Source organism: Streptomyces sp. DSM 42067, from assembly GCF_055792885.1.
Genome location: NZ_CM147706.1, coordinates 7,697,094 through 7,716,563, shown reverse-complemented (window position 1 = coordinate 7,716,563; position 19,470 = coordinate 7,697,094). Strand labels below are relative to the sequence as shown.

Genomic DNA, 19,470 nt, shown 5'->3' with positions numbered 1-19,470 from the left:
ATCATGATCGACATCGCGAAGGAATACCGCGTGGCGCTGCCGGCGTGGATCGACGACGAACTGGCCGCCGTGCCCGCCGTCATCCCCGACCGCGACGACCGGATGCGCCTCGTGCACCGCCTGGCCGACCGCAACTGGCGCGAGGGCAACGGCGGCCCGTTCGCGGCACTCGTCGCCGAGCAGGACACCGGCCGGATCGTCTCGGTCGGCGTGAACGTCGTGCTCGCCTCCGGCGTCTCCAGTGCGCACGCCGAGGTCGTCGCGCTCGGACTGGCCCAGACGGCGACCGGCGGCTGGGACCTCGGCGGCGACGGGATGCCGGCGCACGAACTGGTCGTGAACTGGCGTCCGTGCATCCAGTGCTACGGCGCGGCCATGTGGTCCGGGGTACGCGGCCTCGTGGTCGCCGGTGAGGGCCCGGAACTCGAGGAGATCACCACGTTCGACGAGGGACCGCTCGGCGCGGACTGGGCCGAGCAGTTCGAGGCACGCGGCATCAAGGTCGTGCGGGACGTGCTCCGGGACGAGGCGCTCGCCGTGTTCCGCGGCTACCGGGAGGCCGTCGACGGCGACGGTGTGGTCGTCTACAACGCCCGCGGGGGTGCCGAATGACACGGGTGGAGGACACCACCGAACCTCGTTTCGCGACCGACGTCGTCACCTTCTACCACCCGGACTTCTGGGGCCTCCAATCCGCGGACGCCGTGCGCGACTGGGCCCTCGACAACCCTGGGAGTTTCTGGCAGCGGGTGATGGACGCGCTGGCCGAGGCCGGTGTCACCGGCATCGAGCTGACCTTCGCGCCCGGCGACATCGACTCGGTCCTGCGAGCCTTCGGCGACGCACGGTCGTTCCGCCGCGAACTGGAGTCCCGAGGCCTGTCCGTCGTGAGCGCCTTCATCGCCGCGAGCGAATGCCCCGACTGGAGGCGCAGCGAGAACCTGCCCTTGATCGTCGCCGACGCCGAACGACGCGCGGCCTTCCTCGCCGACGTGGGGGCGGAATTCCTCGTCGCCGGACTGCCCATGCGCACGACGTTCGGGACACGCCCGCCCTTCTTCGTCGACGCCGCGTACATGACCCGGATGGCCGACATCGCCCACGTGGTCGGCGAGGCCGTCGCCCAGCACGGTGTGAAGCTCGCCTTCCACACGGAGTCCAACAGCACGCTCTGGTACGAGAGGGACATCGACCTGTTCATGGCCCTGACCGATCCGCGCTACGTGTGGCTGTGCCCCGACTCGTGCCACATCGCACTCGGGGGAGGCGACCCCGTCGCTGTCGCACGTCGCCACTCCCAGCGCATCGCTCTGGCGCACTGGAAGGACGCGGTCAAACCGATCGACGTCGAACTCACCATCGACGAAGCGGTCTTTGCCCAGCAGCAGCCCTACATGACCGAACTGGGCAAGGGCATCGTGGACTGGCGGGGATGGGCCGACGCGATGTCACTCACTCCCGGCGCGGGCATCGTGCTCATCGAGCTGGATGAGGCGGCTGATCCCGTTGCCGCGCTCCGGGCGGGAACGGCCGTTGCGAAGAAGGCTCAGGCATGATCGCCTTCGCCGCCGCCGAACTCTCGATGTCGGTCCGCACGGTCCCGGTGATCCCCGCCGACACGCCACCTCGCCGAAAACGACCCCGGAACGCAGTTGATCGACCCGAACCGCTTGTACCACGGCGAGTACGAGCCGACTGCAGCTCCAGACGGACCTCGATGGTCACCGGCCCCCGGAAACCCGCAGCCCTCGCCCGCTCTCATCTGGCTGGTGCGGCTGGTTGGGGGGCCGGTCACCCCGCTGCCGCTGCCCGGACCGGCAGCGGGGCGTGCTGCTATTGCGCGTAGGTCTCGAACTCGGCGACCCGTGGTGTGCCGGTCGAGCCGGTGATCTCGAAGGTGATCTTGTTCAGTGAGGTCTGGGGGAAGGTGATGACGCCTGCCCCGCTGCCGGAGGTCAGGACGGCGCCCGTGTCGGCGTTGACGACCCGCCAGGATCCGATGGTGCCTGCGGAGCCCGACGCCTCCCGGATGTTGATCCTCGACACGGTGGTGGCGGAGCCCCACTTGACCGAGATGGAACCGGTCGAGCCGGCCGGCGACCAGTAGGTGTTCATGTCACCGTCCCGCACATTGCCGTAGCTCGTCCCGTCGGCCTTGCTGGAGCCGTCGGAGCCGGCTCCGATGCTGAGGTTGGTCCCGCTGGGCTGGGTCGATGTCGCGGTGGCGGTCGGCGTCGAGGTGGCGGTGGGTGTCGAGGTGGCGGTCGGCGTCGCGGTGGGCGTCGGCGTCTGCGGCGTGCAGTTGCCGTCCGACACTTGCAGCCCCGTGCCGGCGCCTGCCGTCCGGCTCACGATGTCGGGCACGCAACCGGCGTCGTCGAGGCTGTAGGAGTAGGGGATGCTGACCGAGGTGTTGGACTCCGGGTCGGGGCCGGCCGGGTTGTAGTCGCTACTGGCGCTGGACCAGGTCACGTTGTCGAAGATGTTGCCGCTGACCTGCCAGTAGCCGGCCGCGTCGGTGTAGAAGGTGCCCAGGACGTCCTTGGAGTCCTCGAAGTAGTTGTTGTCCACCTTGGCGCGGGCTCCGGCTCGGGAGTTGATGCCGGACTCGTTGAGGCTCACGTAGTGGTTGTTGTAGATGTGGGCGATGCCACCACGCAGCAGGGGCGTGCGGGAGTCGATGTTCTCGTACAGGTTGTGGTGGTACGTGATGAAGCTGTTCGTCAGGTCGCTCTCGCTGGACCCGACGAGGCCACCGCGGCCGGAGTTGCGCAGGGTGCTGTAGGACAGGGTCACGTACTGGGTGTTGTCCTTCATGTCGAAGAGGCCGTCGTACCCCTCCGACTCCCCGCCCGACGCCTCCAGGGTCGTGTGATCGACCCAGACGTTGCGGACGTCGCTTTCCATGCCGATGGCGTCACCGCCGTTGGACGTGGGCGAGCCCGACTTCTTGACGTTCCGGACGGTCACGTTCTGGATGATGATGTTGCTTGCCTCGCGGATGTGGATGCCCAGCTGGTCGAAGACGGCGCCGCTGCCGACCCCGACGAGCGTGACGTTGCTGATCTGCTTGAGCTCGATCACGCCGTCGGCCGTGTTGCAGCTGTCGCCCGAGACCTTGCTGGTGTTGCCGTGGTTGATGGTCCCCTCGACCTCGATGGTGATCGGAGTGCTGCTGTCGGCCCGGCCGCACAGCGCCGCGTGGATCTCCGTTCCCGTGGTGGCCCGCACGGTTTCCCCGCCGGCACCGCCGGTGGTCCCGCCGTTCTGGGTCGCGTAGCCGGTGGCGCTGCCGGTGGCCGCCGAAGCCTCGGGCATCGTCAGAACCGCACCGGTCACGGCCGCCAGGCCCATCGCGGCCAGCGCCGCATAGAGCTTCACTGCGACTGGTCGTCTCATCCCTGTCTCCCCAATTCATCGTTGAATTCCGGGTGTTGATGCTTCAGGCCGTAGTCGCCGCGGGTGACGCCGAGGTTGCAGACCTGTCGCAGGCAATTTCGCCGGTCTGCTCCGAGCAGCGCCGGAGACTCTGCCCAAGGACCCCTCCCGCCCCGACCCGCCGCTCACTGTCAGTGGCGCCCCGTAGCGTTTGCGTCATGAACCAGGGGCGGGGACGGACGGCAGACGACGACGGTTCGCACCGCGGGAGCCGCGGCGCGGCGCGCTGGGGTCGGGAGCGGGTACGCGCGGCGCTCGGGCTCGCGGTGTGGGAGATCGAACTCGCGGCCCCCCAGCACGTGAGCAACCTCCTCGCCGCACCACCACCCTGGCTGCGCAGCGAGGAGGCCGCCCGCGCCGAAGTCGCGCTGCGCGGCACGGTCCGAACGAGCCCGGCAGGCGCGCGCGAACCGGCGGGCGGGCTGGCGCAGGACCTGGGCCGAGCAGCTCGGCGTGCCGCTGGAACAGGCGCCGGGGAACTGCGGCAGACCGACCGCCAAGGCAGTGCGGGCGGCCCGCGCCGATCCGCCGGGCTGGGCCCGGCAGTGACCGGCCGGGGCACCGCGTTCCGCGTGCGCGGCGTCGCGGGGGCGGTCGGGCGCAGGGGGGCGCAGAGACAATGCCCGACGCCACCGCCCGGGCAACACAAAATGCTGGTCGAGATCGCTCCCGACCAGCACTCCGTTGGAAAATCCGTTGTGTCCGAGGGGGGACTTGAACCCCCACGCCCGATAAAGGGCACTAGCACCTCAAGCTAGCGCGTCTGCCATTCCGCCACCCGGACTAGGTGTCTGTCGTTCGCGTGGTGTTCCCCGCGGCGACATGGACAACAATACCAAGGTTTCGGAGTGCCTTTCACCTGCGTATCCGGGCCGCCCGCCCCCATCCCGACCCCTCTCGCACCTCACTCAGCGACTAAAGGGACCTCACTGGGCAGGTTTCACCCTGGGTGCCCGACTCGTTACGAGACGGGGGCGGAAAAGGGCGGCGCCGACCGTTACTGCCCGCATACTGCCCGCAGAAGCAGTCGGCGCCCCGTCCCGGGGCGCCGCCGACTCGTTCTGCCGTGTCGGGTGCAGGGATGCCGCTACGGCATCAGGTGGTACTCGGGGAAGTTCCCCGGCAGCCGCTCCTCTCCCGGCCCCTGCGTCACGGCGCGCACCAGCAGCTCGCCGCCGACGAAGGCGCCCCGCCATGACGCGCCGAACCCGCCGAACAGCTCCTCGCGGTCACCGCGCGATCGCGGCTTGCCCTGCCCGACCTTGAAGGCGCGGATCTGCGGAGCCAGTCGCTCGTACGTCGCCGGGTCGTCGGTCGACAGGGTGGCGACCAGCGCGCCGTTCGACGCGTTCATCGCCGCCAGCAGCTCGGCCTCGGTGTCGACCAGGACGATGGTGTCGACCGGGCCGAACGGCTCCGCGTGGTGCAGCGGCGAGGACGGGGGCGGGCCCAGCAGGGTCACCGGCGGGACGTACGCGGAGGTGTCCTGGCCGGGGAGGAAGCGCCCGTCGGCGAGCGAGCCGCGGTGGAGTGGCACGGCTCCCCGGTCGATGGCTTCCGTGACCTGGTCGGTCAGCTCCTTCGCCTTCGCGGCGTTGATCAGCGGCCCGAAGTCCAGCTCGGGGAACGGGTCGTCAGGCTGCTCCACCGCGAGCGGGTGCCCGATGCGGATGGTGCGGACGGCCGGCAGGTACGCGGCGAGGAACTCGTCGAACAGGCTCCGCTGCACGACGAAACGCGGATACGCCGTACAGCGCTGCTTGCCGTAGTCGAAGAGCTTCCGGATGACCGCCGACAGCTTGTCCCAGTCGCTGTAGTTCCAGATGCCCCAGGTGTTGAGTCCCTCCTGTTCGAGGATGTGACGTTTGCCGAGGTCGGCGACGGCGGTGGCCACCGCGGCGCCGGTGTCGCGGCCGCCGACGAAGGAGACGCAGCCGATCTCCGGGGCGCGCACCAGCGCCTCGGAGAGCTCGCCTCCGCTGCCGCTCACGAGGGTGACGGGAATCCCTTCGCGGGCGGCGAGCGCGCTGGCCAGGGTGAGGCAGGAGACGCCGCCGTCGGTCGGGGCCTTGGCGATGACCGCGTTGCCCGCCAGTGCCTGTACCAGCATTGCGTGAACGAGCACGGACATCGGGTAGTTCCAGCTCGCGATGTTGGAAACCGGGCCGTCCAGCGGAGCCCGGCCTTCGAGCATCGGTTCGATGCCGTCGACGTACCAGCGGACCCCGTCGATCGCACGGTCGACGTCGGCCTGCGCGAGCCGCCACGGCTTGCCGATCTCCCAGACGAGGAGCAGCGCGAGCAGTTCGCGATGCTCGGTGAGGGCGTCGAGGGTGGCGGCGACACGGGCGCGCCGTTCGTCGGGGGCGATGTGCCGCCAGGCGCGGTGCTGGTCGAGCGAGGCCCGCACGGCCTGCCCGGCCGTCACCGCGTCGAGGCGCGGTGGGCCCGCAATAGGGCTCCCGTCGACGGGGCTGGTGGCGGGCAGCGCCCGGCCGTCCGCCTGCCAGGCGGAGCCCCAGAGGTTGAGGACACGGTCGTCCCGGAAGGCCTCGGGGGCGACGGCGAGGCAGCGGTGCCAGGCGTCGTCCCAGGACGTTCCGGACTTGAGGGTGAGGGTGGATGCCATTCGGTTTTCTCCGCTCACGGTGCACAGTCGGGGGCGGGGGCATGGCTCGTACGGGTTCCGTCGCGGATCCGCGTGGGTGTTCGCGCTCGTCTCCGCGTTTGTTCTCGCTTACGTACGTGCGTACAGAAGCGGAAGGTAGTGAGGCGCCGTTGTGGGTGACAGCGCCCCGTCCTCAACTATGAGTGACGTCACGTTGCACTGTGGGTGACATCAGGCTGGGCAGCTGGGCGTGTCACGTTCGCGTGTGACGTCCTCACGCGTCACGTTCCTCTCCGGCTTACCTTCCCTGTTCGAGCCGCGCAAGCACCAGCTGTGCCGTCTCGGTCGGCGTGCTGCCGACCCCGACTCCGGCCGCCTCCAGTGCCTCCTTCTTCGCCTGCGCGGTGCCTGAGGAACCCGAGACGATCGCTCCCGCGTGTCCCATCGTCTTGCCTTCGGGTGCGGTGAAGCCCGCGATGTACGCGACGACGGGCTTGGTGACGTGGTCGCGTACATAGGCGGCCGCCCGCTCTTCCGCGTCGCCGCCGATCTCGCCGATCAGCACGATGAGGTCCGTGTCGGGGTCGTCCTGGAACGCGGCCAGGCAGTCGATGTGCGTGGTGCCGATGACGGGGTCTCCGCCGATACCGACGCATGTCGAGAACCCGATGTCGCGGAGTTCGTACATCAGCTGGTAGGTGAGCGTGCCGGACTTGGACACCAGTCCGATCCGGCCGGGCTTGGTGATGTCGGCGGGGATGATGCCGGCGTTGGACTGCCCGGGAGTGATGAGGCCCGGGCAGTTGGGACCGATGATGCGGGTCCCACGCGCGCGTGCGTATGCGTGGAACGCCACGGCGTCGTGGACGGGGATGCCCTCAGTGATGACGACGGCGAGCCCGATCCCCGCGTCGGCGGCCTCGATGACGGCCGCCTTGGCGAACGCGGGCGGGACGAAGACGACGGAGACGTCGGCGCCGGTCGCCTCGATCCCTTCGCGTACCGATCCGAAGACGGGGACGGCCCGGTCGTCGAAGTCGATGCTGCGGCCTGCCTTGCGCGGGTTGACGCCGCCGACGACGTCCGTGCCGGCCGCGAGCATCCGGCGGGTGTGCTTCATGCCCTCGGCGCCCGTCATGCCCTGGACGAGGACCTTGCTCTCCTTGGTCAGGTAGATGGCCATGTCTCGTCTCCTTCAGCTGCCCGAGATGGTTGCGGTTGCCGTGGTGTCGGCATGGGCGAGGGCGGCGGCGCGACGCGCGGCGCCGTCCATCGTGGTGGCCTGCTGGACGAGGGGGTGGGCGCGGCCGTCGAGGATGGCGCGCCCGCGGACGGCGTTGTTGCCGTCGAGGCGTACGACCAGAGGCTTCGTCAGGTGCACGCTGTCCAGGGCCTGGACGATGCCGTCGGCGACCGCGTCGCAGGCGGTGATGCCGCCGAAGACGTTGACGAACACCGACTTCACGGCCGGGTCGGACAGGATCACGGAGAGCCCGTCGGCCATGACCTGCGCCGATGCTCCGCCGCCGATGTCGAGGAAGTTCGCGGGGCGCGCACCGCAGCCGGCCACGACGTCGAGGGTCGACATGACCAGGCCCGCGCCGTTGCCGATGATGCCGACCTCCCCGTCGAGTTTGACGTAGTTGAGGCCCTTGGCGGCGGCTGCTGCCTCCAGGGCGTCGTCGTGCTCCACTTCCTGGGAGCCCCATCGCGACTGGCGGAAGCGGGCGTTGTCGTCGAGGGTGACCTTGCCGTCCAGGGCCAGGATCTGCCCTTGCGCGGTCCGGACTAGGGGATTGACCTCGACGAGGAGTGCGTCCTCGCGGGTCAGCACCTGCCACAGCCTGACCAGGACGTCCACCGTCTGCGGGGGCAGACCTGCGGCCTCGGCGATCTGTGCGGCCTTCGCCGTGGTGACGCCCTCGGCCGGATCGACCGGGATGCGCGCCACGGCCTCGGGCCGGGTTGCGGCGACCTCCTCAATGTCCATGCCGCCCTCGGCGGAGGCGATCGCGAGGAAGCCTCCAGCCGCGCGGTCGAGTACGTACGAGACGTAGAACTCGCTGTCGATGTCGACTGGTTGGGCCAGCATCACCTTGTGCACGGTGTGGCCCTTGATGTCCATGCCGAGTATCTGGCGCGCCGTCAGTTCGGCGGCGGCCGGGTCGGCCGCGAGCTTCACGCCGCCCGCCTTGCCGCGACCGCCCGTCTTCACCTGGGCCTTGACGACGACGCGGCCGCCGAGGCGGCGTGCGCTCTCGCGTGCCCCTTTGGGCGAGTTCGTGACCTCGGCTTTCGGCACCAAGATGCCGTATTCCTCGAAGAGTTCCCTTGCCTGGTGCTCGTACAGGTCCATCTCGGCTCCTGACTGCCGTGGCTATTCGGGGAGCAACGCCTGCTGCCCGTATGGCCCTCGACTGGTCCTCGAAAAGTGCCGCACGCCCCCTGGACACCACCCACCGGATGCGGGATAACAAGCTTCATACAGTATTCGTCGACTGTATGCAATCTACCGCGACGGCAGCCGGGAGCAGCACATCCGTGCTCCCAACTCCCCTACGAAGGGACAGGACTTCGCCATGCCCGACGACAACAGCCAGGACCTCATCTCCGGTGGGCATCTGGTCGCCAAGGCACTCAAGGCAGAGGGAGTGGAGGTCATCTACACGCTCTGCGGCGGCCACATCATCGACATCTACGACGGCTGCGTCGACGAAGGCATAGAGGTCGTCGACGTACGTCACGAACAGGTGGCCGCCCACGCCGCCGACGGTTACGCGCGCATCACCGGAAAGCCCGGCTGCGCCGTCGTCACCGCCGGGCCCGGCACGACGGACGCCGTCACCGGTGTCGCCAACGCCTTCCGCGCGGAGTCCCCCATGCTGCTCATCGGCGGCCAGGGGGCCCACACCCAGCACAAGATGGGGTCGCTGCAGGACCTCCCGCACGTCGACATGATGACGCCCATCACCAAGTTCTCCGCGACCGTGCCGGACACCGCGCGGGCGGCCGACATGGTGTCCATGGCCTTCCGCGAGTGCTACCACGGCGCTCCGGGCCCGTCCTTCCTGGAGATCCCGCGCGATGTGCTCGACGCGAAGGTGCCGCGGGAGAAGGCCCGGATCCCCCAGGCCGGGCGCTACCGGGCCTCGACCCGCTCGGCCGGCGACCCCGAGGCCGTCGAGAAGCTCGCCGATCTGCTGGTGCACGCCGAGAAGCCGGCGATCCTGCTCGGCAGCCAGGTGTGGACGACGCGAGGCACCGAGGCGGCCATCGAGCTCGTACGGACCCTCAACATCCCCGCGTACATGAACGGCGCGGGCCGCGGCACCCTGCCGCCCGGCGACCCGCACCACTTCCAGCTCTCGCGCCGGTACGCCTTCACCAACGCCGATGTCATCGTCATCGTCGGCACTCCGTTCGACTTCCGGATGGGATACGGCAAGCGCCTCTCACCGAGCGCGACCGTCGTCCAGATCGACCTCGACTACCGCACCGTCGGCAAGAACCGGGACATCGACCTGGGGATCGTGGGAGACGCCGGGCTGATCCTCAAGTCCGTGACCGAGGCCGCGTCCGGGCGCCTCAACGGGGGCGCGTCCAAGCGCAAGGAGTGGATGGACGAGCTGCGGGCCGCCGAGCAGACCGCGATCGAGAAGCGCCTGCCGAGCCTGAAGTCGGACGCATCCCCCATCCACCCGTACCGCCTGGTCAGCGAGATCAACGACTTCCTCACCGAGGACTCGATCTACATCGGCGACGGCGGCGACATCGTCACCTTCTCCGGGCAGGTCGTGCAGCCCAAGTCGCCGGGCCACTGGATGGACCCGGGTCCGCTCGGCACCCTCGGCGTCGGCGTCCCGTTCGTCCTCGCCGCCAAGCAGGCACGGCCCGACAAGGAGGTCGTGGCCCTCTTCGGCGACGGCGCCTTCTCGCTCACCGGCTGGGATTTCGAGACCCTCGTCCGCTACAACCTCCCCTTCGTCGGGATCGTCGGCAACAACTCCTCGATGAACCAGATCCGTTACGGCCAGAAGGCCAAGTACGGCGAGGAGCGCGAGCGCGTCGGCAACACCCTCGGCGACGTCCACTACGACAAGTTCGCCCAGATGCTCGGCGGTTACGGCGAGGAGGTCCGCGACCCCGCCGACATCGGTCCTGCGCTGCAGCGGGCCCGCGAGTCCGGCAAGCCCTCGCTGATCAACGTGTGGGTCGACCCGGACGCGTACGCCCCCGGAACCATGAACCAGACCATGTACAAGTGAGGGGCCCTGCCATGACACAAGCCATGACAGAGAAGGCGAACACGGCGACCAAGGCGCTCGCGGGCATTCGCGTGCTCGACATGACGCACGTCCAGTCCGGGCCCTCGGCCACGCAGCTGCTTGCCTGGCTCGGCGCGGACGTCATCAAGCTGGAGGCGCCGACCGGCGACATCACGCGCAAGCAACTGCGCGACCTGCCGGACGTCGACTCGCTCTACTTCACGATGCTCAACTGCAACAAGCGGAGCATCACCCTCAACACCAAGACCGAGCGCGGCAAGGAGATCCTCACCGAGCTGATCCGGCGCTCGGACGTCATGGTCGAGAACTTCGGCCCGGGTGCCGTGGACCGCATGGGGTTCACCTGGGACCGCATCCAGGAGATCAATCCGCGTATCGTCTATGCCTCCATCAAGGGTTTCGGTGAGGGCCCGTACACCAACTTCAAGGCGTACGAGGTCGTCGCTCAGGCCATGGGCGGCTCCATGTCGACCACGGGCTTCGAGGACGGGCCGCCGCTCGCGACGGGCGCGCAGATCGGCGACTCGGGCACCGGCATCCACGCGGTGGCCGCGATCCTCGCCGCCCTGTACCAGCGGGTGAGCACGGGGCGCGGGCAGCGCGTGAACGTGGCCATGCAGCATGCGGTGCTGAATCTGTGCCGGGTGAAGCTGCGGGACCAGCAGCGCCTGGCGCATGGGCCGCTGGCTGAATATCCCAACGAGGACTTCGGCGACGAAGTTCCCCGCTCGGGCAACGCTTCTGGCGGCGGTCAGCCGGGCTGGGCGGTCAAGTGCGCACCGGGCGGGCCGAACGACTACGTGTACGTCATCGTGCAGCCCGTCGGCTGGCAGCCGATCACCGAGCTGATCGGGCGTCCCGAACTTGCCGACGACCCCGAGTGGGCGACGCCGGAGTCCCGGCTGCCCAAGCTCAACAAGATGTTCCAGCTCATCGAGGAGTGGTCCTCGACGCTCCCCAAGTGGGAGGTGCTGGAGAAGCTCAACGCCCACAACATCCCGTGCGGCCCGATCCTGTCCACCAAGGAGATCATCGAGGACGCGTCGCTGGCCGCGAACGAGATGGTCGTCGAGGTCAGCCACCCGGAGCGCGGCAGCTTCACCACCGTCGGCTCCCCACTCAAGCTCTCCGACTCGCCCGTCGAGGTCGTCAGTTCGCCGCTGCTCGGCGAGCACAACGAAGAGGTCTACGTCGGCGAGCTCGGCCTCGGCGACGAGGAGCTGCGCCTGCTCAAGTCGAACGGAGTGATCTGATTGATGGCCGAAGACCGCGTGCTGAGGGTGCGAACGCTCCTCGACGCCGTGCGGGCCGAGGGCCGTACCGCGCTGACCGCGCCCGAGGGCAAGGTGATCGCGGACGCGTACGGGATCGCCGTTCCGGGTGAGGAACTGGCGACGGACGTCGACGAGGCCGTGGCGTTCGCCGCACGCTTCGAAGGCCCGGTCGTCCTGAAGATCGTCTCGCCGGACATCCTGCACAAGACCGACGCCGGCGGCGTGATCGTCGGTGTGCAGGGCGCGGCCGACGTACGGGCCGCGTTCTGCAAAATCATCGAGAACGCGCGCGCGTACGCGCCAGAGGCCCGTATCGAGGGCGTGCAGGTGCAGGAGCTGCTGCCGAAGGGCCAGGAGGTCATCGTCGGTGCGGTGACCGATCCGACGTTCGGGAAGGTCGTCGCCTTCGGACTCGGCGGCGTACTCGTCGAGGTCCTGAAGGACGTGACGTTCCGGCTGGCGCCGGTCGACGCCGACGAGGCCGTGTCCATGCTCGACTCGATCCGGGCCGCGGAGATCCTGCGCGGTGTGCGCGGCGCGCAGCCGGTCGACCGGTGGGCGATCGCCGAGCAGATCCGCCGCGTATCCCAGCTGGTCACCGACTTCCCGGAGATCGCCGAGGTGGACCTCAACCCGGTGATCGCCACGCCGGAGGGCGCGGTCGCCGCGGACATCCGCGTCATCCTCTCCGAGGGAGAGGTGAAGCAGCGGCGCACCTACACGCGCGCGGAGATGCTCACTTCGATGCGCCGGCTGATGCAACCGCGTTCGGTCGCCGTGATCGGCGCTTCCAACGAGCAGGGGAAAATCGGCAATTCGGTGATGCGCAATCTCATCGACGGCGGTTTCTCCGGAGAGATCCATCCTGTGAACCCCAAGGCCGATGACATCTTGGGCCGCAAGGCGTACAAGAGTGTCACTGACGTCCCGGGTGAGGTGGATGTGGCGGTCTTCGCGATCCCCGCCAAGTTCGTGGCCGCGGCCTTGGAGGAGGTGGGGCGCAAGGGGATTCCCAACGCGGTGCTGATCCCCTCCGGTTTCGCGGAGACCGGCGAACACGAACTGCAGGCGGAGATCGTGGCGGTCGGCGAGCGCTACGGCGTGCGCCTCCTTGGACCGAACATCTACGGCTACTACTCGACGTGGCAGGACCTGTGCGCCACGTTCTGCACGCCGTACGACGTCAAGGGCGGGGTTGCGCTGACCTCGCAGTCGGGCGGCATCGGGATGGCCATCCTCGGCTTCGCACGGGCCACCAAGACGGGCGTGTCGGCGATCGTGGGGCTCGGCAACAAGTCCGACCTCGACGAGGACGACCTGCTCACCTGGTTCGGCGAGGACCCCAATACCAAGTGCATCGCGATGCACCTGGAGGACCTCAAGGACGGCCGCGCCTTCGTCGAGGCCGCACGCGCGACCGTGCCGAAGAAGCCCGTCGTGGTACTCAAGGCGGGCCGCACCGCGGCGGGGGCCAAGGCCGCAGGCTCCCACACGGGCGCGCTGGCGGGCGACGACGCCGTGTACGACGACATCCTCAGGCAGGCCGGTGTGATCAGGGCCCCGGGCCTCAACGAGATGCTCGAGTACGCGCGTGCGCTGCCGGTGCTGCCGACGCCCAAGGGCGACAACGTCGTGATCATCACGGGTGCGGGCGGCTCGGGCGTACTGCTGTCCGACGCGGTGACCGACAACGGGCTGAAGCTGATGGAGATCCCGTCCGACCTGGACGCGGCCTTCCGGAAGTTCATCCCGCCCTTCGGCGCCGCCGGCAACCCGGTGGACATCACGGGCGGCGAGCCCCCGTCGACGTACGAGGCGACGATCAGGCTGGGCCTGGAGGATCCGCGGATCCACTCGCTGATCCTGGGTTACTGGCACACCATCGTCACCCCGCCGATGGTCTTCGCGGAGCTCACCGCGCGCGTGGTGGCCGAGTTCCGAGAGCGCGGCATCGAGAAGCCGGTCGTGGCGTCGCTCGCGGGCGACGTCGAGGTCGAGGAGGCCTGCGCATATCTCTTCGAACGAGGCGTCGTGGCCTACCCGTACACGACGGAGAAGCCGGTGGCCGTACTCGGTGCGAAATACCGGTGGGCGCGGGCGGCGGGGCGTCTGTGATGCGCGGGGGAGCGACGAACCGGCCGGGGGTCCGGTCCGCCGCGGAGCGGCAATGGGGCACAGCGTCCCTTGGGCGTATCACAGCCCGGTGGGCGCGGACGGCGGGGCTGTTGGGGGGCGGTCGATGAGGTGACCGAGGGAGGGTCCGGCCGGCGGTGCGCGCCGGCCGGACCCGGGACCCGTGCGCACACGAAAGGAATTGGACAGGGGGCGCTGGCCAGATCTTTCGACGCAAGGGGTGCTTTCGCGACATGACAACCACCGATCTGCCCACGTCGGTTCCATACCGGGAAGTGGCCGACGCGAACGGACGCGTCTACCGCATCGGTGAGACCGACATCGACATCATGGGCCGCAAGCGCAAGTGGATGGTCATCCTGCCCTGGGTCGGCATGATGGGCATCAGCTCGGCCGAGTACGCCTTCGCGTCCGCCGAGGACACGCTGCACACGGCGCACAGCTGGAGCAGCGCACACATCTTCTGGATGCTGGGCGTCTGGGTCTTCTTCCAGGCCGCGGTGGCCTTCCCCGCGGGAAAGCTGCGGGAGAGCGGCAAGCTGCCGGCCCGTTGGGCGATGATGCTCGGCGCGATCGGCACGCTACTGGGCTATCTGTCCCTCGCGTACGCGCCGCATGTGATCGTCGCGTACATCGGCTTCGGCATGTTCAGCGGCATGGGCGCGGGCATGGTCTACGCGACCTGCGTGAACATGGTCGCCAAGTGGTATCCGGAGCGCAAGGGCGGCAAGACGGGCTTCGTGAACGGCGGTTTCGCCTACGGCTCGGTGCCGTTCGTCTTCCTCTTCACCGGCTACATGGACCTCACCAACTTCCGCTGGGTGCTGGTCTCGGTGGGCTTGTTCCTGGCAGCCGTCGTGGCGGTGGCGGGTTACTTCTTCCGCGACCCGCCGAAGAACTGGTGGCCGGCCGATGTCGACCCGCTGAAGAAGCCGGACGACCCACGTGCCCGGCGCGCGCTGGAGAAGAACCCCCCGGCCGTGCACCAGTACACCCCCAAGGAGGCATGGCAGACCGGCCGTGTGGCCCTCATGTGGTTCTGTCTGCTGTGCACCTCGGGCGTGAACATCTTCGGCATCGCATTCCAGGTTGAAATAGGCAAGGAGGCCGGCTTCGCCGGCGGAATCGTCGCAACGGCCATGTCACTGAAGGCCATCGTCAACGGCACCGGGCGTGGTGTGATCGGCTGGCTGTCGGACCGCTACGGACGCAAGCAGTGCCTGATCTTCGTCTGCATCGTCCTCGGCCTTTCGCAGTACGGCATCCTGTGGTCCGCCGACATCAAGAACCTCCCGCTGTTCCTGCTCTTCTCCAGCATCTCCGGGTTCGGCGGAGGCGCCATCTTCCCGATGTTCGCGGCAATGACCGCGGACTACTTCGGCGAGAACAACAACGCATCCAACTACGGTCTGGTCTACAGCTCCAAGCTGGTGTCCGGCCTGCTTGGATCCGGCATGGGAGCCGTCGTGGTGGCCAACTGGGGCCACAGCGGGGCATTCACACTGGCCGGCTCGATCTCGCTGTTCGCCGCGGTTGTCGCACTGTTCCTGAACCCGCCGGGCAGGCCCAAGTCCAAGCGCATCGTTCCGAACCCGCGTCCTCTCGGCGAGGAGACGACCTGACGGGCATCCGGACAACCGAACACCGGACAGCCGGGCAGCCACAAGGTGGGTGGGGCTGCCCGGCTCATACGGGACCGGTACGGCCGATAGCGGCGCACCTTCCGTAGCGGTCCCGGAACCGCAGCGGCCTCCCCGTGGCTTCGTGCCGCGGGGAGGCCGCTGTGTGCGCTGGGGCCGTTTCGTTCAGGCGTGACGCCCGATCAGCTCTTCTCGTACAGCGTCAGCGCCTTTCGCGCAGGGCCGCGAGGTTGTCGTAACCGATCTTCGCGTGCTTCAGCGACTGCCCGAGGTCGGTGGAGCTCGGGGCGTTGTCCTGCTCGACCATCGGGTTGTGGTAGTTCCGGTCGCCGACGCGCGAGAAGAACGTGGTGTAGTCGATGACGCCGGTGCCGAACGGGACCATGTCGTAGCCCATCCCGTTCGTGGTGTTGACGGTGCCGTCCTTGGCGTGGAAGAGCGGGTAGCGCTCGTTGTTGCGGGCCACGAGCCCCGCCGGATCGAAGATGTTCTCCTGCGTCGAGCCGTCGTGGGCCGTGTAGGTGTGGAACTTGTACTGGGCGACGTGCGCCCAGAAGATGTCCATCTCCAGCCAGACGACCTTCGGATCGGTGATCTCGAGGAAGTACTCCAGCTTGCGGATTCCAGAGCTACGGGTCGGGCGGCCCTCCGCATCCAGCGGGCCTCCGTCGATCAGGAAGCCGTAGGCCGCGTCGTGGTTGTGGGTGTACAGCTTGATGCCCTCGCGACGGGCGATCTCCCCGAGCGCGTTCCACTTGTCAGCCGCCACGTCCCAGTCGGCCCGGTAGGCGCTGCCGGTGGGGTCGCCGCCGGTGCCCATGTGCCCCAAGCCGAGGATGTTGGCGATCTCCAGGTGCTTCTTGAAGGTGTCCAGATCGGGTGTGGTGAGCGGCCAGGAGGGCGGGATGAAGCCGTGGTTGCCCTGCGCCCTGAGGCCGTACTCGTCGAGCCAGGAGCGCAGCAGCTTGGCGCCCTCGACGGACTCCAGGCTCGCGCCGCCCGGTGCGTTGGCGTGCTGGCCGTATCCGGCGAACTCCACCTGCCGGTAGCCGTACCGCGCGAGTTCCTTGAAGACCTCGCGGAAGCCGGAGGGCAGGTCGGTGGAGAGGGGATCACGGCCCACCGCATCGCGGACGGTGTAGAGGATGATTCCGCGCCTGGCGGCGGGGACGAGGACGTCTCCGCCCCGGCCGTCACCTCTTCCCTGGTCCTGAGCGTCCTGAGCCAGGGCTGGTGAGGCGCCGAAGACGGGTGCGGCGATGGCCGCGGTCGCGGCGGCGGTGCACGTGCTCAGGAAGCGGCGGCGGCTGACGCCGAGAGCGCGACGCAGGGCGTCGCCGGTTCCGGATTCGTCGTTGAATGCGGTCACGGTGTCTCTCTTTCGAGTCGGTGTTCGGGGCGGTGCTCGGGTCGAACGGGTACCGAACGGTCTGCTGCTCCTCCGCGTGCCGGACGCGTTGTCAGTGGTGCGTGTTTCACTTTCTGCAGTTGCTCAGTTGCTTGTCATGCGAGGCCGGCCAGGTCGAGCAACAGGGATTTCACATCGGTGGCCGCAACTCGGTCGCCGACAGCATGGGGGGTGGAGCACATGATGAGCGGACCATCGTCGTCGCTCGCCGGGAGGCGGCCGTGGCTGCCTCGAATAGGTGAGGGGTCCAGGGGCACGACCGCCATGCGGTAGCGCATGCCGAGTTTCTTGCGGGCCAGCGCTCCGGCGGCCTTCACCCTGACGTAGGGGTCGAGGGGGTCCATGAAGAGCTCGGCGGGGTCGTAGCCGGGTTTGCGGTGGATCTCGACGAGCTGCGCGAAGTCGGGGGCGCGGTCGTCGTCGAGCCAGTAGTAGTACGTGAACCAGGCGTCCGGCTCCGCTACGGCGACCAGCTCGCCGGCGCGGGGATGGTCGAGATGGTGTGCCTTCTTGCCCTCGTCGTCGAGGAGTTGTTCGATGCCGGGCAGGTCCTGGAGTGCTGCTCGGGTGGCGTCGAGGTCCTCTGGCCGGCGGACGTAGATGTGGGCGAGCTGGTGGTCGGCGACGGCGAAGGCCCGCGAGGCCATGGGGTCGAGGTATTCCATGCCGTCCTGGGTGTGCACTTCCAGCAGGCCGGCCCGGCGCAGGGCGCGGTTGATGTCGACGGGGCGGCTGACGCGGGTGATGCCGTACTCGGAGAGAGCGACGACGGTGCGGCCCTGGGTGCGCGCGTCGTCGAGGAGGGGAGCGAGGGCCTGGTCGAGATCGGTCGCGGCCTGGTGTGAGCGGGGATCGTCGGGGCCGTAACGCTGCAGGTCGTAGTCGAGGTGGGGGAGGTAGCACAGGGTCAGGTCGGGATTGCGGCCGGCCATGATGTGCCGGGTGGCGTCGATGATCCACTGGCTGGAGACGAGGTCGGCGCCCGGGCCCCAGAAGTGGAAGAGCGGGAAGGTGCCGAATTTCTCGGTGAGTTCGTCGTGCAGTGCCGGTGGCCGGGTGTAGCAGTCGGGTTCCTTGCGGCCGTCGGCGTAATAGACAGGACGGGGGGTGACGGTGATGTCGGTGTCTGCGCCCATGGCGTACCACCAGCAGATATTGGCGACCGTGTAGCCGGGGTCGGCGCGGCGGGCGGCGTCCCACAGTTTGTCTCCGGCGACGAGACCGTTGTGCTGGCGCCACAGCAGTACGTCGCCGAGTTCGCGGAAGTACCAGCCGTTGCCGACGATGCCGTGCTCGGCGGGTGTGGTGCCGGTGAGGAACGTCGACTGGGCAGTGCAGGTGACGGCGGGCAGGACGGTGTCGAGCGCGGCCTGGGAACCTGCCTGGCCGAGCGCCTTGAGGCGGGGCATGTGGTCGACGAGTCGCGGGGTGAGGCCCACGACGTCGAGGACGAGGAGAGGAGTCGGGCCGGGGCGATCCGGTCGTTGCGTCACGGGAGTTGTCACGCCAGTCGTCATGGGAGCTCCTTCAGGCCGAGGTCCGTCAGGAGGCCGCGGGCCAGGGTGAGTTCGGCGGTGATGCCGTCGGCGAGCTGGGCTCGGGTGTGTGGGCGCAGCTCGGGCGGAAGGGCCTGCCAGGTGTACGTCTCGACCTCGAGATGGCTGGTCAGCGGGTGCGGGCCGCCGACCAGCCGGGCCAGCGTTTCCTGAAGCACGGAAAGAGTGGAGGTGAGTGGCGCGGCGGGGGCCGTGTGCAGGGGGACGTGGAAGTGGGCGCGCCACGGGGTGGCCTGAGGCAGCGTGTCGTCGGCGAGGGCCTCGCCGAGGTCGTCGGTGCCGTGTAGTGCGGCGGGAGTGCGGGCGCGCGTCTGGTGAAGGAAGCGGGGTTCGTCGAAAGCGGCGAGGGCTTCGCGTACGTCGGGGAGATAGGGGTGTTCGGCGTGGAGTGCCGCGGAGAGCTGGCTCTTGACGATGGGGATGCGGGCGGCGGTGAGCTCGTCCAGTGCGGTGTGCGGGTCTTCGAAGGAGGTGGCGAGGTGGCAGGTGTCGACGCAGATGCCGATGCGGTCGTGTCCGACCGCGGTGAGAGGCGCGATGGCGTCGCGCGTGGTCTCGACGATGCAGCCGGGCTCGGGCTCGAGGCCGATGTGGATGGAGCGCCCGGTCAGCTCCTCCAGGGCGTCGAGGCGTTCGGCGAGGGTGCGCAGTGCGGCGTGCGCGGTCGCGGCACGGTCCGCGTCATACGAGGTGCGCCAGGCGATCGGCAGGGTGGAAATGCTGCCTTCGGTGACGTCGTCGGGGAGCAGCTGGGCGAGCAGGCGGGCCAGGTCGGTGGTGTGGGTGAGGCGTTCGGGGTCGGCCCAGTCCGGCTTGTAGACGCGGTACTTGACCTCTGTGGCACCGAATCCTTCATACGGGAAACCGTTGAGGGTGACCACTTCCAGGCCGCGCCGGTCGAGTTCGGTGCGCAGGCCGCGCACCGCCGACGGGTCCCTGATCAGAGCCCGGGCGGCGTCCTTGGCGAGCCACAGGCCGATGCCCAGGCGGTCTCGGCCGAGCCGTTTGCGGACCGGTTCGCAGTGGTCGCGCAGTTGGGCGAGGACGCCCTCGAGTGTTTCGGCGGGGTGGACGTTGGTGCAGTACGCAAGGTGGACGGTGGAGCCGTCGGGGTGCCGGAAGCGCAT

The 19,470-nt window shown here is 68.8% G+C and carries 13 protein-coding genes and 1 tRNA gene; 6 read left to right on the top strand and 8 right to left on the bottom strand.

What is annotated here, in order from left to right; translation table 11 throughout:
- The first annotated feature begins 3 nt into the window (after positions 1–3).
- Positions 4–612, top strand: a complete 609-nt coding sequence (locus ACSMXV_RS34670; RefSeq protein ID WP_473175060.1) for a nucleoside deaminase — start codon at positions 4–6, stop codon at positions 610–612.
- Entirely contained in the window at positions 609–1,556 is a 948-nt protein-coding gene (locus ACSMXV_RS34665; protein WP_473175059.1) for a sugar phosphate isomerase/epimerase family protein, read from the top strand. The genes ACSMXV_RS34670 and ACSMXV_RS34665 overlap by 4 nt, the downstream gene beginning before the upstream one ends.
- Positions 1,557–1,833: 277 nt before the next feature.
- On the opposite strand, the gene ACSMXV_RS34660 is transcribed toward ACSMXV_RS34665, so the two are convergent.
- The 5 genes from ACSMXV_RS34660 to sucC all read right to left on the bottom strand — a co-directional run bounded on the left by ACSMXV_RS34660 (position 1,834) and on the right by sucC (position 8,402).
- A complete protein-coding gene (locus tag ACSMXV_RS34660; RefSeq protein WP_473175058.1) occupies positions 1,834–3,399 on the bottom strand; it encodes a pectate lyase family protein in 1,566 nt (521 codons plus the stop codon).
- A 738-nt stretch (positions 3,400–4,137) separates the two neighbouring features.
- Positions 4,138–4,222 (bottom strand) — tRNA-Leu (locus tag ACSMXV_RS34655).
- Positions 4,223–4,525: 303 nt separating this feature from the next.
- Complete coding sequence (locus ACSMXV_RS34650) at positions 4,526–6,067, bottom strand: aldehyde dehydrogenase family protein (RefSeq protein ID WP_473175057.1); 1,542 nt, start codon at positions 6,065–6,067, stop codon at positions 4,526–4,528.
- Positions 6,068–6,344: 277 nt separating this feature from the next.
- Complete coding sequence (gene sucD / locus ACSMXV_RS34645) at positions 6,345–7,229, bottom strand: succinate--CoA ligase subunit alpha (RefSeq protein WP_473175056.1); 885 nt, start codon at positions 7,227–7,229, stop codon at positions 6,345–6,347.
- Positions 7,230–7,241: 12 nt separating this feature from the next.
- Positions 7,242–8,402, bottom strand: coding sequence for an ADP-forming succinate--CoA ligase subunit beta (sucC, locus tag ACSMXV_RS34640; RefSeq protein WP_473175055.1), 1,161 nt, complete (start codon positions 8,400–8,402; stop codon positions 7,242–7,244).
- Between the two features lie 223 nt (positions 8,403–8,625).
- Between sucC and ACSMXV_RS34635 the strand changes: the two genes are divergently transcribed.
- The 4 genes from ACSMXV_RS34635 to ACSMXV_RS34620 all read left to right on the top strand — a co-directional run bounded on the left by ACSMXV_RS34635 (position 8,626) and on the right by ACSMXV_RS34620 (position 15,361).
- Entirely contained in the window at positions 8,626–10,311 is a 1,686-nt protein-coding gene (locus tag ACSMXV_RS34635) for a thiamine pyrophosphate-binding protein (RefSeq protein WP_473175054.1), read from the top strand.
- An 11-nt stretch (positions 10,312–10,322) separates the two neighbouring features.
- Positions 10,323–11,585 carry a formyl-CoA transferase gene (gene frc / locus ACSMXV_RS34630; protein WP_473175053.1) on the top strand — a complete coding sequence of 421 codons (1,263 nt, stop codon included), beginning with the start codon at positions 10,323–10,325 and terminating at the stop codon, positions 11,583–11,585.
- 3 nt (positions 11,586–11,588) lie between these two features.
- Positions 11,589–13,721, top strand: a complete 2,133-nt coding sequence (locus ACSMXV_RS34625) for an acetate--CoA ligase family protein (RefSeq protein WP_473175052.1) — start codon at positions 11,589–11,591, stop codon at positions 13,719–13,721.
- A 251-nt stretch (positions 13,722–13,972) separates the two neighbouring features.
- Positions 13,973–15,361, top strand: coding sequence for an OFA family MFS transporter (locus ACSMXV_RS34620; RefSeq protein ID WP_181657483.1), 1,389 nt, complete (start codon positions 13,973–13,975; stop codon positions 15,359–15,361).
- A gap of 220 nt (positions 15,362–15,581) precedes the next feature.
- On the opposite strand, the gene ACSMXV_RS34615 is transcribed toward ACSMXV_RS34620, so the two are convergent.
- From ACSMXV_RS34615 to eboE, 3 genes are all read right to left on the bottom strand, one after another.
- A complete protein-coding gene (locus ACSMXV_RS34615) occupies positions 15,582–16,748 on the bottom strand; it encodes a sugar phosphate isomerase/epimerase family protein (RefSeq protein WP_473175051.1) in 1,167 nt (388 codons plus the stop codon).
- A 134-nt stretch (positions 16,749–16,882) separates the two neighbouring features.
- Entirely contained in the window at positions 16,883–18,304 is a 1,422-nt protein-coding gene (locus tag ACSMXV_RS34610; protein ID WP_473175050.1) for an alkaline phosphatase family protein, read from the bottom strand.
- A complete protein-coding gene (gene eboE, locus ACSMXV_RS34605) occupies positions 18,301–19,470 on the bottom strand; it encodes a metabolite traffic protein EboE (RefSeq protein ID WP_473175049.1) in 1,170 nt (389 codons plus the stop codon). Before eboE ends, ACSMXV_RS34610 begins: the two co-directional genes overlap by 4 nt.

What these genes read in the sequence shown, in the direction of transcription:
- ACSMXV_RS34650 (WP_473175057.1), bottom strand. Translation starts at nt 6,067, where the DNA reads ATGGCATCCACCCTCACCCTCAAGTCCGGAACGTCCTGGGACGACGCC.
- ACSMXV_RS34620 (WP_181657483.1), top strand. Translation starts at nt 13,973, where the DNA reads ATGACAACCACCGATCTGCCCACGTCGGTTCCATACCGGGAAGTGGCC.
- ACSMXV_RS34635 (WP_473175054.1), top strand. Translation starts at nt 8,626, where the DNA reads ATGCCCGACGACAACAGCCAGGACCTCATCTCCGGTGGGCATCTGGTC.
- eboE (WP_473175049.1), bottom strand. Translation starts at nt 19,470, where the DNA reads ATGCGCTTCCGGCACCCCGACGGCTCCACCGTCCACCTTGCGTACTGC.
- ACSMXV_RS34625 (WP_473175052.1), top strand. Translation starts at nt 11,589, where the DNA reads ATGGCCGAAGACCGCGTGCTGAGGGTGCGAACGCTCCTCGACGCCGTG.
- frc (WP_473175053.1), top strand. Translation starts at nt 10,323, where the DNA reads ATGACACAAGCCATGACAGAGAAGGCGAACACGGCGACCAAGGCGCTC.
- ACSMXV_RS34660 (WP_473175058.1), bottom strand. Translation starts at nt 3,399, where the DNA reads ATGAGACGACCAGTCGCAGTGAAGCTCTATGCGGCGCTGGCCGCGATG.
- ACSMXV_RS34670 (WP_473175060.1), top strand. Translation starts at nt 4, where the DNA reads ATGATCGACATCGCGAAGGAATACCGCGTGGCGCTGCCGGCGTGGATC.
- ACSMXV_RS34665 (WP_473175059.1), top strand. Translation starts at nt 609, where the DNA reads ATGACACGGGTGGAGGACACCACCGAACCTCGTTTCGCGACCGACGTC.
- sucD (WP_473175056.1), bottom strand. Translation starts at nt 7,229, where the DNA reads ATGGCCATCTACCTGACCAAGGAGAGCAAGGTCCTCGTCCAGGGCATG.
- ACSMXV_RS34610 (WP_473175050.1), bottom strand. Translation starts at nt 18,304, where the DNA reads ATGACGACTGGCGTGACAACTCCCGTGACGCAACGACCGGATCGCCCC.
- sucC (WP_473175055.1), bottom strand. Translation starts at nt 8,402, where the DNA reads ATGGACCTGTACGAGCACCAGGCAAGGGAACTCTTCGAGGAATACGGC.